This is a genomic window from Azospirillum sp. UENF 111221, from assembly GCF_058780625.1.
Genome location: NZ_JBSNCH010000005.1, coordinates 1,006,624 through 1,021,647 on the forward strand (window position 1 = coordinate 1,006,624; position 15,024 = coordinate 1,021,647).

Annotated in this window: 12 protein-coding genes and 1 other RNA gene; all 13 read left to right on the plus strand. The window is 68.4% G+C overall.

Annotated elements, in window-relative coordinates; all coding sequences use genetic code 11:
- Positions 1 to 52 precede the first annotated feature (52 nt).
- The 13 genes from ACWPN3_RS19200 to mraY all read left to right on the plus strand — a co-directional run bounded on the left by ACWPN3_RS19200 (position 53) and on the right by mraY (position 15,023).
- Positions 53 to 835, plus strand: coding sequence for a TerB family tellurite resistance protein (locus ACWPN3_RS19200; RefSeq protein ID WP_452028486.1), 783 nt, complete (start codon positions 53 to 55; stop codon positions 833 to 835).
- Positions 836 to 965: 130 nt separating this feature from the next.
- A complete protein-coding gene (locus tag ACWPN3_RS19205; RefSeq protein ID WP_492240824.1) occupies positions 966 to 2,108 on the plus strand; it encodes a hypothetical protein in 1,143 nt (380 codons plus the stop codon).
- A 129-nt stretch (positions 2,109 to 2,237) separates the two neighbouring features.
- Positions 2,238 to 4,070 (plus strand): ABC-F family ATP-binding cassette domain-containing protein, encoded by a 1,833-nt coding sequence (locus ACWPN3_RS19210; protein WP_492240825.1) that lies wholly within the window; start codon positions 2,238 to 2,240, stop codon positions 4,068 to 4,070.
- Positions 4,067 to 4,945, plus strand: coding sequence for a DMT family transporter (locus tag ACWPN3_RS19215; protein WP_109096554.1), 879 nt, complete (start codon positions 4,067 to 4,069; stop codon positions 4,943 to 4,945). The genes ACWPN3_RS19210 and ACWPN3_RS19215 overlap by 4 nt, the downstream gene beginning before the upstream one ends.
- Before the next feature lie 7 nt (positions 4,946 to 4,952).
- Positions 4,953 to 5,645 carry an N-acetylmuramoyl-L-alanine amidase gene (locus tag ACWPN3_RS19220; RefSeq protein ID WP_492240826.1) on the plus strand — a complete coding sequence of 231 codons (693 nt, stop codon included), beginning with the start codon at positions 4,953 to 4,955 and terminating at the stop codon, positions 5,643 to 5,645.
- A gap of 61 nt (positions 5,646 to 5,706) precedes the next feature.
- Positions 5,707 to 6,108, plus strand: an RNA gene (gene rnpB / locus ACWPN3_RS19225) — RNase P RNA component class A.
- A gap of 728 nt (positions 6,109 to 6,836) precedes the next feature.
- On the plus strand, positions 6,837 to 7,334 hold the full coding sequence (locus ACWPN3_RS19230; RefSeq protein ID WP_098739429.1) for a division/cell wall cluster transcriptional repressor MraZ: 498 nt from the start codon (positions 6,837 to 6,839) through the stop codon (positions 7,332 to 7,334).
- On the plus strand, positions 7,334 to 8,308 hold the full coding sequence (gene rsmH / locus ACWPN3_RS19235) for a 16S rRNA (cytosine(1402)-N(4))-methyltransferase RsmH (protein WP_109096552.1): 975 nt from the start codon (positions 7,334 to 7,336) through the stop codon (positions 8,306 to 8,308). The genes ACWPN3_RS19230 and rsmH overlap by 1 nt, the downstream gene beginning before the upstream one ends.
- A complete protein-coding gene (ftsL, locus tag ACWPN3_RS19240) occupies positions 8,305 to 9,123 on the plus strand; it encodes a cell division protein FtsL (protein WP_109096551.1) in 819 nt (272 codons plus the stop codon). Before rsmH ends, ftsL begins: the two co-directional genes overlap by 4 nt.
- On the plus strand, positions 9,120 to 10,991 hold the full coding sequence (locus tag ACWPN3_RS19245; RefSeq protein WP_109096550.1) for a peptidoglycan D,D-transpeptidase FtsI family protein: 1,872 nt from the start codon (positions 9,120 to 9,122) through the stop codon (positions 10,989 to 10,991). Before ftsL ends, ACWPN3_RS19245 begins: the two co-directional genes overlap by 4 nt.
- Positions 10,957 to 12,432 (plus strand): UDP-N-acetylmuramoyl-L-alanyl-D-glutamate--2,6-diaminopimelate ligase, encoded by a 1,476-nt coding sequence (locus ACWPN3_RS19250; RefSeq protein ID WP_492240828.1) that lies wholly within the window; start codon positions 10,957 to 10,959, stop codon positions 12,430 to 12,432. Before ACWPN3_RS19245 ends, ACWPN3_RS19250 begins: the two co-directional genes overlap by 35 nt.
- Positions 12,429 to 13,928 carry a UDP-N-acetylmuramoylalanyl-D-glutamyl-2,6-diaminopimelate--D-alanyl-D-alanine ligase gene (locus ACWPN3_RS19255; RefSeq protein WP_492240829.1) on the plus strand — a complete coding sequence of 500 codons (1,500 nt, stop codon included), beginning with the start codon at positions 12,429 to 12,431 and terminating at the stop codon, positions 13,926 to 13,928. The genes ACWPN3_RS19250 and ACWPN3_RS19255 overlap by 4 nt, the downstream gene beginning before the upstream one ends.
- Positions 13,929 to 13,937: 9 nt before the next feature.
- Positions 13,938 to 15,023: a phospho-N-acetylmuramoyl-pentapeptide-transferase gene (gene mraY / locus ACWPN3_RS19260; RefSeq protein WP_109096547.1), complete on the plus strand. Its 1,086-nt coding sequence runs from the start codon at positions 13,938 to 13,940 to the stop codon at positions 15,021 to 15,023.
- Position 15,024 lies beyond the last annotated feature (1 nt).

Consider the following 15,024-nt stretch of genomic DNA (forward strand, 5'->3'; position numbering starts at 1 on the left):
GCCGCTATGCTGCGGTCACGGGTGGGGTGGCCTGTGCACAAAAGGGCATGACATGAGCATCTGGGGCAAGATCCTGGGCGGCGCTGCCGGCCTGTTCACCGGCGGTCCGCTCGGCGCCCTGCTGGGCGGTCTGGCCGGGCATGCGGTCGATCTGTGGTCGCCCTGCGGCGCGGACGAGCAACCGCGCCGCGGCATGAGCGATGCCGAAGCCGAAGCGGCCAAGCAGACCGTCGCCTTCACCATCGGCGTGATCGCGCTGGCCGCCAAGATGGCTCGGGCCGACGGCGTGGTGAAGCGGGTGGAGGTCGACACCTTCAAGCGGCTGTTCCGCGTCCCCCCGGAGGAGTTGGACAATGTCGGCCGGGTCTTCGACCTCGCCCGCCGCGACACCCGCGGGTTCGAGGAATATGCCCGCCAGATCGCCAAGCTGTTCGAGGACAAGCACGCGGTGCTGGAGGAGTTGCTCGACAGCCTGCTGATGATCGCCGAGGCCGACGACGAGCTGCACGAGACCGAGGTGGAGTATCTGCACGCCGTCGCCGTGATCTTCGGCTTCGACGAGGCCGATTTCCGCCGCATCGTCGCCGGTCACCATCTGGCCGGCACCCCGACGGAAACCGACCCCTATGCCGTGCTCGGCGTGGCGCGTCTGGCCGGCGACGACGCGGTCAAGGCCGCACACCGGGCGCTGGTCCGCGAACACCACCCGGACCGGCTGATCGCCCAGGGCATGCCACAGGAATTCATCGATCTGGCAACCCAGAAGCTCGCGCTGATCAATGCCGCCTACGACCGCATCCGCCGGGAACGGGAAGGTGCCGCCGCCCTATCATGACCTGTCGCGAATCGTCGCCGAGCACGGTCATTTCAAATTGCTTTGCCGTGGTCTTTATCTCGTTTCCTGACGTATCGTCCCCGACGGGGCGGGCAACCGGTTGCCCGCGTGCTTTGGGGACGACACGACGATGCGACGCACGATCATCCTGACGGTCTTCGCCGCTGTATTGGGAACGACGATCGCCATGGGGTGGGGCGCCCAGGCGCAGGTGACGGCCCCCGCAACACTTGGCGACGCCACGGTGGTGCTGGGCCAGCCGCTGGCGCTGAATCTGGGAACGCCGCCTGCCGGCACCGACTGCCCCACGCAGGCGGCAACGCTGAACGCGCAAGCGCTGGTCCTGGTCGCCAACGGCCAGACCATTCCTGGCGCCCGCGCCAGCTTCGCCTGCTCCGCCAAGGGCGAACTGACGGGCACCGCCTCGACCTCCATCGCCGGCAACGGCGACGACGCGGCGAAGCGGCGGGCCTCCTGGCAGACCGCCTTCAGCGGCTTCTTCAGCCTCGCCGGGGCCAAGACCCTGCCGGTCGCCTTCGGTCCGGCCACCGGCGGCATGACGACCGCGCCGCAGATGGTGTCCATCCAGGGCGCCAGCGACCGTGACCTCGGGCTGGCGGCGGTGTGGTTCTCCCTGGTGGCGGCGGTGTTCCTGTTCGCCTTCTTCCGCCATTTCGGACGCACCGATGCCATGACCCCGATTGCCGGCGTGCCGATGCCGGCCGACTACCGGGCACCCTACAGCCTCGCCCGCTTCCAGCTTCTGTGGTGGAGCGGGATCGTCACCGCCTCCTACGCCGCCATCCTGACCATCACCGGGTCGATGGACACCATCACCACCGGCACCATGGCGCTGATGGGGATCGTCGGCGGCACCTCGGTCCTGGCCGTCTTCCAGGACCGCCGGCCGAACGACGACCAGACCCGGCGCCAGCAGCATGCCGCCCTCTACATCGCCGCAGCCGCGGCCACCCCACCCGACCGGACGGCGATGGCCGCCAGCCTGGAGCAGGTCTATCCGCCCACCCAGGGGCTGCTGCCCGATCTGCTGAGCGATGCCGCCGGCTACAACATCCATCGCCTGCAACTGCTGGCCTGGACCGGGGTGCTGGGCATCACCTTCCTCTACGAGGTCACCCGCACACTGGGCATGCCGGAACTGTCGGCCAACCTGCTGGCCCTTACCGGCATCAGCAACGGCACCTATTTCGGCTTCAAGATGCAGGAACAGCAGGTGCCGGCGCCGACCGCCATCGCCCCGGTATCCACCTGATCCCAGCCTGAAGCCGGGGTCGGTTCCACCGGGCGCAACCCGCCCAACCGTTTTTCCGGGTCGCGGTGGAGGGGGACGGCGCGCTATAACCCATCCCCTTCCCTCGATTTTCCGGCGCACGAACGGTCCATGGCTCCTCCCGCACCCATCACGGCGCTCCAGGGCGTCTCCGTCACCTTCGGCGGCCGTCCGCTGTTCGACGGCATCGACCTGTCCATCGGCCGCGGCGACCGCGCCTGTCTGGTCGGACGCAATGGGTCGGGCAAGTCGACGCTGATGAAGGTGCTGGCCGGGATGATCCAACCCGACGGCGGCACCGTCTTCGTCCAGCCGGGCGCCCGCCTCGCCTATCTGCCGCAGGAGCCGGACTTCACCGGCTGCGCCACCGTCCAGGACTATGTCGTGCAGGGCCTGCCCGCCGACGAACAGGACGAGGCGCACCGTGTCGACGCCGTGCTCGACCGGCTCCAGGTGGACGGCAACCTCGATCCGCGCACCCTGTCCGGCGGCGAATCGCGCCGCACCGCGCTGGCCCGCACGCTGGTCGGCAACCCCGACGTCATGCTGCTGGACGAACCGACCAACCATCTCGACCTCCCCACCATCGAGTGGCTGGAAGAGGAGCTGCTGTCCTTCCGTGGCGGCCTGCTGCTGATCAGCCACGACCGTGCCTTCCTGAACCGGCTGGCCAAGCGGACGCTGTGGCTCGACCGCGGCACGGTGCGCGCCACCGACCGCGGCTTCTCCGACTTCGAGACCTGGCAGGCCGAGGTGTTCGAGTCGGAGGAGGCGGCCGCCCACAAGCTGGACCGCAAGATCGAGAGCGAGATGAAGTGGCTGCGCGAGGGCATTTCCGCCCGGCGCACCCGCAACATGGGGCGTGTCCGCAACCTGCTGGACCTGCGGGCCGGTCGGGCGGAACAGATCAAGGGCGGCCAGCAGGCCAAGCTCGCCATCGCCGAGGCCGAGCGCGGCGGCCGGCTGGTGATCGAGGCGACCGCCATCTCCAAGGGCTTCGACACGCCCGACGGCCGCAAGACCATCGTGAACAACTTCTCCACCCGGATCCTGCGCGGTGACCGGGTCGGCCTGATCGGGCCGAACGGCGCCGGCAAGTCCACCCTGCTGAAGATGCTGACCGGCCAGCTCGATCCCGACGAGGGCACGGTGAAGCTGGGCACCAACCTCGACACCGCCTATTTCGACCAGCGGCGCGAGGGGCTGAACCCGGAGGACACCATCCGCAAGGTGCTGTGCCCCTTCGGCGGCGACGCGGTGGTGGTCAACGGCGTGTCGCGCCATGTCGCCGGTTACATGAAGGATTTCCTGTTCGACACCCGGCAGTTGGACAGCCCGGTCAAGGCGCTGTCGGGCGGCGAGCGCAACCGGTTGCTGCTGGCCCGGCTGTTCGCCAAGCCCAGCAACATGATGATCCTCGACGAGCCGACCAACGACCTCGACATGGACACGCTGGATCTGCTGGAGGATGTGCTAGGCGACTATCAGGGCACGTTGCTGCTGGTCAGCCACGACCGTGACTTCCTCGACCGGCTGGTGACCGCCACCATCGCGCTGGAGGGCGACGGCACCGCCACCGAATATGCCGGCGGCTATTCCGACTATCTGGTGCAGCGTCCGGCCAAGGCGGCTCCCGCCGCAGCATCCGCCAAGCCGAAGCCGGCCACCCAGGCACCGGCCGCCGCGGCCAAGCCACGCGGCAAGCTGAGCTACAAGGACCAGCGCGAGCTGGACGAGCTGCCCACCCGCATGGACAGTCTGGGGGGCGAGATCGCCAAGCTGGAGAAGGCGCTGGCCGATCCCGACCTGTTCACCCGCGATCCCGCCAAGTTCCAGAAGACCAGCGAGCAGCTACACGCCAAGCAGGCGGCGCTGGCCGCGGCGGAGGAGCGCTGGCTGGAGCTTGAGGCGATGCGCGAGGAGTTGGAAGGCGGGCGGGCATGAGTTTTGCCCACACGCTCCAGGCGCTGGTGGTGATGGCGCTGTGGGGGCTGAACTTCGTGGTGGCGAAATGGGCGCTGGCCGAATTTCCGCCGCTGTTCGTGATGTTCCTGCGCTTCGCCCTGGTGGCGGTGCTGATCATCCCCTTCTTCCGCGTGCCGCGCGACAAGCTGTGGAAGATCGCGCTGCTGTCGGTGACGCTGGGCAGCATCCATTTCCCGATGATGTTCAGCGGACTCAAAGGGATCGATGCCGCCACCGCTTCGCTGGCGGCACAGGTGCAGGTGCCATTCTCCTCCCTGCTGGCGGCGCTGGTGTTCAAGGACAAGCTGGGCTGGCGCCGCGGCATCGGCATGGCCGCCGCCTTCGCCGGCGTGGCGGTGATCGCCGGAGAGCCGCGGCTGGGCGAGTCGCTCCATTCGCTGCTGCTGATCCTGGCCGCGAGCTTTGCCTTTGCGGTGGCGAGCGTGCAGATGAAGTTGATCGGGGCGGTGAACGGTTTCGCCGTCAACGGCTGGATGGCGCTATTCGCCATGCCGCAATTGCTGGTCCTGTCGCTGCTGACGGAGCATGGACAGATGGCGGCGCTGGCGAATTCGACCTGGGTCGGCTGGGCGTCCATCGCTTATATGGCCATCGCCGTCACCATCATCGCCTACGGGCTGTGGTATCCGTTGCTGGGACGCTATTCCGTCAACCAGACCATGCCCTATCTGTTGACCGTGCCGGTCTTCGGCGTCGCCAGCGGCGTGCTGCTGATGGGCGATCCGGTGACGATCAACCTCGCCATCGGCGGGCTGTTGACCATCGGCGGCGTTGCGGTGATCGTGAAGCGCCGTCCGCGCACCGTCAGCGAGACCGTCACCAACCCGACCTGATGCCGACATGAGCCGCTTCCGCCGGATCGACCTCCCCTCCCCCAACCACGGCCCGCGTGCCGACGGTGCGGGGGTGGAACTGCTGATCCTGCATTACACCGGCATGCTCACCGCCGCCTATGCGCTGGAGCGTCTGTGCGACCCGGCATCCCAGGTCAGCGCCCATTACACGGTGGACGAGGACGGCACCGTCTATGCCCATGTGCCGGAGGACCGGCGGGCCTGGCATGCCGGCCGGTCGAGCTGGCGCGGAGCGGGGGACGTCAACAGCCGCTCCATCGGCGTGGAGATCGTCAATCCCGGCCACGAGTTCGGCTACCGGCCCTTCCCGCCGGTGCAGATGGCCGCGGTCGCCGAGCTTTGCCTCGGCATCGTCGCCCGGCATGGCATCGCCGCCGCCGATGTGCTGGGCCACAGCGACGTGGCCCCCGCCCGCAAGGAGGACCCGGGCGAGCTGTTCGATTGGCCGGGCCTTGCCGCCCACGGGATCGGGCTCTGGCCCACGCCGTCCCAGGCCGACGACGGCCCCGCCGACACAGGGGAGGTCGCCGCACTGCTGGGACGCTATGGGTACGACCCGGCAGAGCCGAGGGCGCTGCTGGCCTTCCAGCGCCACTTCAATCCCGACTGCCTGACGGGCCTTCCCGACCCTGAGACGGTGCGCCGCCTGCGCGCTTTGCTGCGACTGACCGGACGGTAACGGTCGGAGCCCGCGATTTGGGGTTTGCCCCTACGGCCGCTTCCCTATATGAACGACCGCGCCAGATGGCCGGATGGCCGCCTTCGGTTTCGACCGGGGGAGGAAAGTCCGGGCTCCACGGAAACACGGTGCCGGCTAACGGCCGGCGGGGGCGACCCTAGGGAAAGTGCCACAGAAAGCAAACCGCCGGCGTTTCGACGCAGGTAAGGGTGAAAGGGTGCGGTAAGAGCGCACCGCGGACCCGGCAACGGGGACGGCACGGTAAACCCCACCGGGAGCAAGACCGAATAGGAGCGGCCCGACCACCGTCCCCGCAACGGGACGGGCGTGGGTCAAGCGCGTTTCCGCGCCGCCGCTCGGGTTGGTCGCGCGAGGCGTCCGGGCAACCGGCGTCCCAGACGAATGGCCATCGCCTGCCCCTCGGGGCGGGATACAGAACCCGGCTTACAGGCCATCTGGCACTTTCCCACCTCTTTTGCCCAGCCCGTCCCAAATCGGCTCCCCATAGGGGCGGCCGATCCCATGGCGGCTCCCGTTTGCCCTCGCCCGTTTCCTTTCGACGGGCGGACATGGGACGGCGTGGGCGGCAGGCGGGTGGCAGAGGAGCGGTCTGCGATGTCATCCACAGGGTGGATGCGACCGCCCCTCCCCCGGCACCCCGCAGTCCGCCGGGCTTTTCCGCCGTCATCCCCAGGATGTGCACGGTCACATCCACATTTTCCCCAGACTAATCCACAGCCGGTGGATAACTGTGGGGCAATTTCCCATGCCGTCCCATGCCGAACCTTTGTTTCCCACCCAAGGTTCTATGCCGTCCGAGGGGGTCGATTCCACGGTGAGACAAACCATGCGTATATAGCATTTTCTTAAAATTTTGGAACGTTCGAAGAACCTGTGTGGATAACTCCATGCGCATCGCGAGAGTCCAGCGGAATACTGCGAAGATTCTGAGATTTCGTACACCAACTTGCCCGGATGCCACTGTATGACCCAAAAGTCTTGACACCCCCGTCTGAATACTCGGGGGAGCGTTGACGCCCATGCCGTCCCATGCTATCCCAAGAACGCCCATTTAAGGGGGGCTCTTACCCATTCTGGTTAACACCGGGGGCGGGAGCTGAATGGGCCAAGCGGGGCTAGCGCGGAGCACCCGACCGCGCACGGGGGATAGCAGGGGGGATCGCCGGGCCTATGGCCGTTTTCCTGTCCACATACGTCAACAAAGTTGACAGGAAAGGGCGTGTGTCCATCCCGGCACAGTTCAGGCAGTCGCTTGCCAAGACGTCGGCTCCCAGCACCGTCTATCTCTGGCCCTCGCTGAATCACCAGGCGCTGGAAGGCGCCGACCAGGACTATCTCGACGTCCTCTCCGAAAGCCTCGAATCCCCCGACCTCGATGCCGACGAGCGCGACATGATCGAGACCTTCATCTTCGGAAAGCTGATCCCCGTCTCCTCCGACGCCGAAGGCCGCATCGTCCTGCCCAAGGAGCTGGCGGAGTTCGCCGGCATCACCGAAGAGGCCGCCTTCATCGGCCGCCGCAAAACCTTTCAAATCTGGGAACCCAACGCCTTGAAAGCCCACGAGGCGGCACTGCGCGAACAGGTCGTGCGCAAAGACATCTCCCTCAGCCAGATTGTGGCCAAGGCGTCCCGCGGCGCCGCCAGCCGGAGCGGGGAGGGCGCCTGATGACCGACACCCGCATCCACATTCCCGTCCTGCTGGACGAGGTGATCGCCGCGCTGTCCCCGCGCGACGGCGGCCTCTATGTGGACGGCACTTTCGGCGCCGGCGGCTACAGCCGCGCCCTGCTGCAATCGGCCTCCTGCCGCGTGATCGGCATCGACCGCGACCCCGCCGCGATCGAGCGCGGCCATGCGCTGGCCCAGGAGTTCCCCGGACGGCTGGAGGTGATCGAGGGCCGATTCGGCGATATGGACCGGCTGCTCGCCGACCATGGAGTCGGGACGGTCGACGGCGTGGCGCTCGACGTCGGCGTCTCCTCCCCCCAGATCGACGAGCCGGAGCGCGGGTTCTCCTTCCGCTTCGACGGCCCGCTCGACATGCGGATGGGACGGGATGGGCCGACCGCCGCCGACGTGGTCAACACCGCCGACGAATCGGATCTGGCCGACATCGTCTACCACCTGGGCGAAGAGCGGATGGCGCGCCGCGTCGCCCGCGCCATCGTCGCCGCCCGCCGCGAGGCACCGATCGAGCGCACGGCCCGGCTGGCCGACATCATCCGCTCGGTCGTGCCGAAGGGGAAGGGCGACGGGATCGACCCGGCCACCCGCACCTTCCAGGCGCTGCGCATCCATGTGAACGACGAGTTGGGCGAACTGCGGCGCGGCCTGTCCGCCGCCGAGTCGCTGCTGGCGCCCGGCGGGCGTCTCGCCGTCGTCTCCTTCCATTCGCTGGAGGACCGCGAGGTCAAGGCGTTCCTGCGGGAACGCTCTTCGCCGCCGCCCTCCCCGTCCCGCCACACGCCCGTGACCGCGGTCGCGGCGCATCACCCATCCTTCCGCCTGCTCTCCCGGAAACCCGTGGACCCGAGCGAGGCCGAAGCCCGTAACAATCCCCGCGCCCGGTCCGCCCGGCTGCGCGCGGCTGAACGTACCGAGGCGCCCGCGTTCCCGGCGTCCGGCAAGGAGGCAGCATGAAAGGCAAGACCTGGCTGTTCTGGGGTGGCCTGATCGCGGCCGCCGGTGGCGTGCTGTTCCAGACCAGCTACGACGTCCAGGATCTTGAGGAGAAGCTCGCCGGGCTGAACCGCAAGATCATTCTGGAACAGGAGTCGATCCAGGTCCTGAAGGCCGAATGGAGCTACCTGAACGACCCCACCAAGCTGGAGCAGATGGCCCAGGCCTATCTGACGCTGCAGCCGACCGAGCCGCGCCAGTATATGGCGATGGACATGATCCCGATGCGCCCGGCCGACGCGGTCCCGCCGCCGGCCCAGGCCCTGCCCGGCAAGGCCATGCCCGGCGCTCCGCTGCCGCCGATGGTCCGCGCGCCCGGCACCGGCAATTCCCAGCTGGCCGCCGCCCGCGTGCCCGCCGCTCCCAACAACAACGCCGCTGCCGGAATCGTTCCGGTCAGCGCGCCGGTCGGGTTGGCGAAGCCGCTGCCGATGGAAAAGGCGCTGGAACGCGCGCCTGTCGTCGTGCCGGCATCCCTGCCCTCCGGCGCTGCCCTTGCCGACCCGTCCCGCGCCAACCGGATCAAGCCGGCCGCCCTGGTGCCCGGCTCCGCCCGTGTGCCTACCGAGAAGTCGGCGACTCCGGCTGCGCCGGCCGCCGCCGGCAAGCTGGCACCCAACGCCCCGACCGCGCGCCCGACCGAACTGGCCTCCCGCCCGATCCCGGCGCCGGCACCTAAGGTTGCCGCCGCGGCTCCGGCCGCGCAGCAGCCCTATCAGCCCAAGCCGACCGACAGCCTCGGGCTGCTCGTTGCGCGCCTGGGGGCCAATCGATGATCGGTCACGACCACGGCGGCCCGGCCGGCTACGGCCAGCCGGGAGCCAGCACCGGCAGCACCTATGTGCCGCCGCCGGCACCCTCGCCCTTTCCCCAGCCGGCCCCGCAGCCGTCCGCCAAGCCGCGGACCTCGCTGGCGGTCGCGCTGGAGCAGAGCCGTTACCGCCTGATGGTGACGGCTGCCGTGGTCACGACCGTCTTCACCGCCATCAGCGTCAAGCTGGCGATGGCCACGCTGCTCGCCGGCGGCGGCGAGCCGCGCCAGCATGTCGCGCTCGAGGTGGGCGACACCACCACCAACCGCGCCGACATCACCGACCGCAACGGCAACCTGCTGGCGACCTCACTGGTCACCCAGTCGCTCTATGCCGACCCCAAGCTGGTCTCGCGCCCGGAAGAGGCCGCGCAGAAGCTGGTCGGCGCCCTGCCCGACCTGGATTACAAGGACGTCCTCGGCAAGCTGAGCGGCGACCGCCGCTTCGTCTGGCTGAAGCGCAACCTGACGCCGAAGCAGCAGGCCGCCGTCCACCGCCTCGGCATCCCCGGCGTCGCGTTCGAGCGGGAGGAGCGCCGCTTCTATCCGGCCGGCCCGCTGACCTCGCACATCGTCGGCTTCACCGGCATCGACAACAACGGCCTTGCCGGCATGGAGCAGGGCTTCAACAAGCGGCTGACCGAGGAGCCCGGCACGCCGCTTCAGCTGTCCATCGACCTGCGGTTGCAGCATGTCCTGAAGAAGGAGCTGGCCGCCACGGTGCAGGAATTCAGCGCCATCGGCGCCGCCGGCATCGTCTTCGACGTGCGCAACGGCGAAGTGCTGTCGATGGTCTCGCTGCCCGATTTCGACCCGCAGGATCCGACCGGCCTGGTCCCGGACACGCTGTTCAACCGGGCTACGCTCGGCGTGTACGAGATGGGTTCGACTTTCAAGATCTTCAACTCTGCGTTGGCATTCGACACCGGCAAGATCCGGGTGTCGGACATGTTCGACGCGGCGCACCCGGTCAAGATCGGCCGCTTCACCATCAACGACTACCACAACCTGCACCGCGCGCTGACGGTGGCGGAAGTGTTCCAGCACTCCTCCAACCTCGGCTCGGTGCGCATGGTGCAGCAGGTGGGCGTGGCGGCGCAGAAGGCCTTCATGACCAAGATGGGCTTCACCAAGCCCACCGGGCTGGAGCTGCCGGAAAGCGGCTGGCCGCTGGTGCCCAACCCGTGGCGCGAGGTCAACAGCTACACCATCTCCTTCGGCCACGGCATCTCCGTCAGCCCGATGCACACGGTGGCCGCCGCCGCGTCCGTCATCAACGGCGGCCTCTTCCACAAGCCGACGCTGCTGAAGCGCCAGCCCGACGGCGAGATTCCGACCGAGCAGGTGGTGTCGCGCCAGACCTCCGACATGATGCGACGCATGTTCCGCTTCGTCGTCACCGAGGGTACCGGCAAATCGGCGGAAGTGAAGGGCTATGTCGTCGGCGGAAAAACCGGCACGGCGGACAAGCAAAAGGGCAAGCATTACCAGAAGAACTCGCGCATGTCGTCGTTCCTGGGCGCCTTCCCGATGAATGATCCGCGCTACATCGTCTATGTGCTGGTCGACGAACCGCAGGCGACGAAGAAGACTTACGGCTACGCCACCGGCGGCTGGGTCGCCGCCCCGGCGGTGGGCCGCATCGTCAAGCAGATCGGCCCGCTGCTGAATGTGCCGATGGTGGACGAGAACACGCCGGAGATCCTGAACTCCACCTACCTGAACGCCGCCGGTTCCACCAACTGGCAGCAGTCGCTGCCGCCCGTCACCGCTCCACCCCCCGCGAAGGGAAGCACCGTTGCGTCTTTCCCAACTCAGACCAAGCCGCGCTGACGCCACCCGCGGCGTCGCCGACCCCAACATCGCCGGGCTGACCGCCGACAGCCGGGCGGTCAAGCCCGGCTTTGTCTTTGCTGCACTGCCCGGCGTGAAGGCCGATGGCCGCGCCTTCATCGCCGACGCGCTCGCCAGGGGCGCCGCCGCCGTGCTGGCGCCCGAGGGCACTGAACTGCCAGCCGGTTCCACCGCCCTCCTGCTGACCGACCCGCAGCCCCGCCTCGCCTTCGCGCTCATGGCCGCCGCCTTCCATGGCGGGCGCCAGCCGGAGACGGTGGTGGCGGTGACCGGCACCAACGGCAAGACCTCCACCGTCCAGTTCGCCGCCCAGATTTGGACGCGCCTCGGCCTGCCCGCCGGCAGCCTGGGCACGCTGGGCCTGCTCGGCCCCGGCCTGCACGGCTATGGCGGAATGACGACGCCCGATCCGGTGTCGCTCCACCGAGATCTCGCCGCCGCCAAGGATGCCGGCATCGAGCATCTGGCGATGGAGGCGTCGAGCCATGGGCTGGAGCAGTTCCGGCTGGACGGGGTGGCGATCAAGGCCGCCGGCTTCACCAACCTGACGCTGGACCATCTGGACTATCACGGCACCATGGATGCGTACCGCGACGCCAAGGCGATGCTGTTCGACCGCGTCCTGCCGACGGGGGCCGTAGCGGTACTGAACGCCGACTCTCCGGAATTTCAACATTTTGCCACCATTTGTAACGACCGCGGCCACCGGGTCCTGTCCTATGGTCTGGCCGGCACCGAGCTTCGGGTGACCGGGGTTGAGCCGCTGGCCCATGGCCAGCGCCTTTCCCTGTCCGTGCTCGGCCGCGACGTGACGGTCGACCTGCCGCTGGCAGGTCGGTTCCAGGCCTGGAACGTGCTCTGCGCGCTGGGGCTGGTCATCGGATCCGGCGGTGACGCCGGGCGGGCGCTGGACAGCCTTTCCTCGCTGGAAGGCGTACCGGGCCGGTTGCAGCATGTCGCGACCCATCCCAACGGGGCGACGGTCTACGTCGATTTCGCCCATACGCCGGACGCGCTGGAAACGGTGCTTCTGGCGCTGAGGTCGCATGCCGCGCGCCATCTGGTGACGGTGTTCGGCTGTGGCGGCGACCGCGATCGCAGCAAGCGGCCGGTGATGGGCGCGCTGGCCGCCAGGCTGGCCGACCGCGCCATCGTCACCGACGACAATCCGCGGACCGAGGATCCCGCCTTCGTGCGGGGTCAGGTGCTGGCTGGGGCCACCGGGGATCTGGCCGGCCGGCTGGAGGAGATCGGAGACCGGGCCGAAGCGATCCGCACCGCGGTGCGGCAGCTTCAGCCCGGCGACGTACTGGTCATCGCCGGCAAGGGCCACGAACAGGGACAAACGATCGGCACCGAGGTGCGTCCGTTCGACGATGCGGACGAGGCCCGGAAAGCCGTAGCGGAGGTTGGAGCATGAGCGGGGACAGGACGGTCCTTTGGACAGCGGATGAGGCTGCGGCCGCCACCGGCGGGCGTTTGGCCGGCCCGTCCGCCTGGACCGCGACCGGCGTCGCCATCGACAGCCGCAAGGTGGCGGTGGGCGACCTGTTCGTCGCCATCCGCGGGCCGAATTTCGACGGGCACGCCTTCGTTGGCGCCGCGCTGGCCGCCAGTGCCGCCGCTGCGATGGTCGACCATCTGCCGGATAATCTCCCGGAAGGCGCACCGCTGCTGCTCGCACCGGCCGACACGCTGGAGTCGATGGCGGCGCTGGGCGTGGTGGCGCGGGCGCGTTGCGGCGCACGCTTCGTCGGCGTCACCGGCTCCGTCGGCAAGACCGGGACCAAGGAAACGTTGCGCCATGTCCTGTCGGCGCAAGGGGCGACCTACGCCAACGAAGGCAGCCTGAACAACCATTGGGGCGTGCCGCTGTCGCTTGCCCGCCTGCCTGCCGACAGCAGCTATGGCGTGTTCGAGCTGGGGATGAACCATGCCGGCGAACTCGGGCCGCTGTCGCGGCAGGTCAAGCCGCATGTCGCCGTCATCACCACCATCGAGGCGGTGCATCTGGAGTTCTTCTCCGGCGTCGAGGCCATCGCCGATGCCAAGGCCGAGATCTTCGAGGGGATGGATGCCGGCGGCATCGCCGTGCTGAACCGCGACAACGGACAGTATGGCCGGCTGGCCACCGCCGCCCGCCGCCAGGGGCTGACCGACATCTGGAGCTTCGGCGCCCATGACGAGGCCGACGCCCGGCTGGTCGACTGCTCGCTGCATGCGACCTGCAGCGCGGTGACCGCGCTGATCCGCGGCGAACGGGTGCAGTATTGCCTGTCGCAGCCGGGCCGGCACTGGGTGATGAACAGTCTGGCGGTGCTGCTGGCGGTGAAGGCGCTGGGCGCCGATGTCGCAGCCGCCGCCCGGTCGCTGTCCAGCCTGCCGCCGGTCAAGGGGCGCGGCACCCGCAAGCGCATCCAGCTGCCGCAGGGCGCCTTCACCCTGATCGATGAGAGCTACAACGCCAGCCCCGCCGCAATGACGGCGACGCTGGAGGTGCTGGGCAAGATCGACCCCGGTGCCGGCGGCCGGCGCATCGCCGTGCTGGGCGACATGCGGGAGCTGGGCGCGCGCGCCGACGCGCTGCACATCGGTTTGGCCGAGCCGCTGCGCAACGCCCATGTCGACGCCGTCTATGCCTGTGGGCCGCATATGAAGACGCTGTTCGACCGCCTGCCGGCGGCGATGCGCGGCGCCTGGACCGAAACCAGCGTGGAGCTGGCCCCCATCGTCACCGGGACCGTAAAGGGCGGCGACGTCATCATGGTCAAGGGGTCCCTGGGCAGTCGTACAGGTCTGATCGTCGATGCGCTCGCGGCACTCGACAGCGGGCGCGAAAGCGAGGACAAAGCCGCCTCCCGAACCACCAACCAGCCGCAGGCGGCCGCGCAATCCGCGCAGGCCCCGCGAGGCTGACGGACCCAAATGCTCTACAACCTCCTCTTCGGTCTGGCCGACGTCTTTTCGCCGTTCAACCTGTTCCGGTACCTGACCTTCCGGACCGGTGGTGCCGTGATCACGTCGCTGGTCATCAGCTTCGTCTTCTTTCCGCGCCTGATCGCCTGGCTGAAGCGCAAGCAGGGCGAAGGCCAGCCCATCCGCGCCGACGGCCCGGAGAGCCATTTCAAGAAGAAGGGCACGCCCACCATGGGCGGCCTGATGATCCTGATCGCCATGACGGTCAGCACCCTGCTGTGGGCCGACCTGACCAACGCCTATATCTGGATCGTCCTGCTGGTGACCATCGGCTACGGCCTGATCGGCTTCGGCGACGACTACCTGAAGCTGACCAAGCGCAACACCAAGGGGCTGTCCGGCCGCTTCCGCCTGGGCTGGGAGATCACAATCGGGCTGGTCGCCTCGGCGCTGATCATGTGGGTGTCGGCCCCGCCGCTGTCGGGCGGCGTGGCGGTTCCCTTCGTCAAGGATTTCCTGGTCCAGCTGTCCTGGTTCTTCGTACCGTTCGGCGCCTTCATCATGGTCGGCGCCTCGAACTCGGTGAACCTGACCGACGGGCTGGACGGGCTTGCCATCGTGCCGACGATGATCGCCGCCGGCTGCTTCGGCCTGATCTCCTACCTGTCGGGCAACGCAATCTTCGCCAACTATCTCCAGATCCACCATGTGCCGGGCTCCGGCGAGCTGGCGGTGTTCTGCGGCGCGCTGGTCGGCGCCGGGCTGGGCTTCCTGTGGTACAACGCCCCGCCGGCCATGGTCTTCATGGGCGATACCGGGTCGCTGTCGCTGGGCGGTGCCTTGGGTGCGGTCAGCGTGGTGACCAAGCATGAGATCGTGCTGGCCATCATCGGCGGCCTGTTCGTGCTGGAGACGGTGTCGGTGATCGTGCAGGTCGCCTCCTTCAAGCTGACCGGCAAGCGGGTGTTCCGCATGGCGCCGCTGCACCATCACTTCGAGAAGAAGGGCTGGGCGGAACCGACCGTGGTGATCCGCTTCTGGATCATCGCCTCGATCCTGGCGCTGGTCGGCCTGTCCACGCTGAAGCTGCGCTGAG

What these genes read in the sequence shown, in the direction of transcription:
- ACWPN3_RS19200 (WP_452028486.1), top strand. Translation starts at nt 53, where the DNA reads ATGAGCATCTGGGGCAAGATCCTGGGCGGCGCTGCCGGCCTGTTCACC.
- ACWPN3_RS19205 (WP_492240824.1), top strand. Translation starts at nt 966, where the DNA reads ATGCGACGCACGATCATCCTGACGGTCTTCGCCGCTGTATTGGGAACG.
- ACWPN3_RS19210 (WP_492240825.1), top strand. Translation starts at nt 2,238, where the DNA reads ATGGCTCCTCCCGCACCCATCACGGCGCTCCAGGGCGTCTCCGTCACC.
- ACWPN3_RS19215 (WP_109096554.1), top strand. Translation starts at nt 4,067, where the DNA reads ATGAGTTTTGCCCACACGCTCCAGGCGCTGGTGGTGATGGCGCTGTGG.
- ACWPN3_RS19220 (WP_492240826.1), top strand. Translation starts at nt 4,953, where the DNA reads ATGAGCCGCTTCCGCCGGATCGACCTCCCCTCCCCCAACCACGGCCCG.
- ACWPN3_RS19230 (WP_098739429.1), top strand. Translation starts at nt 6,837, where the DNA reads ATGGCCGTTTTCCTGTCCACATACGTCAACAAAGTTGACAGGAAAGGG.
- rsmH (WP_109096552.1), top strand. Translation starts at nt 7,334, where the DNA reads ATGACCGACACCCGCATCCACATTCCCGTCCTGCTGGACGAGGTGATC.
- ftsL (WP_109096551.1), top strand. Translation starts at nt 8,305, where the DNA reads ATGAAAGGCAAGACCTGGCTGTTCTGGGGTGGCCTGATCGCGGCCGCC.
- ACWPN3_RS19245 (WP_109096550.1), top strand. Translation starts at nt 9,120, where the DNA reads ATGATCGGTCACGACCACGGCGGCCCGGCCGGCTACGGCCAGCCGGGA.
- ACWPN3_RS19255 (WP_492240829.1), top strand. Translation starts at nt 12,429, where the DNA reads ATGAGCGGGGACAGGACGGTCCTTTGGACAGCGGATGAGGCTGCGGCC.
- mraY (WP_109096547.1), top strand. Translation starts at nt 13,938, where the DNA reads ATGCTCTACAACCTCCTCTTCGGTCTGGCCGACGTCTTTTCGCCGTTC.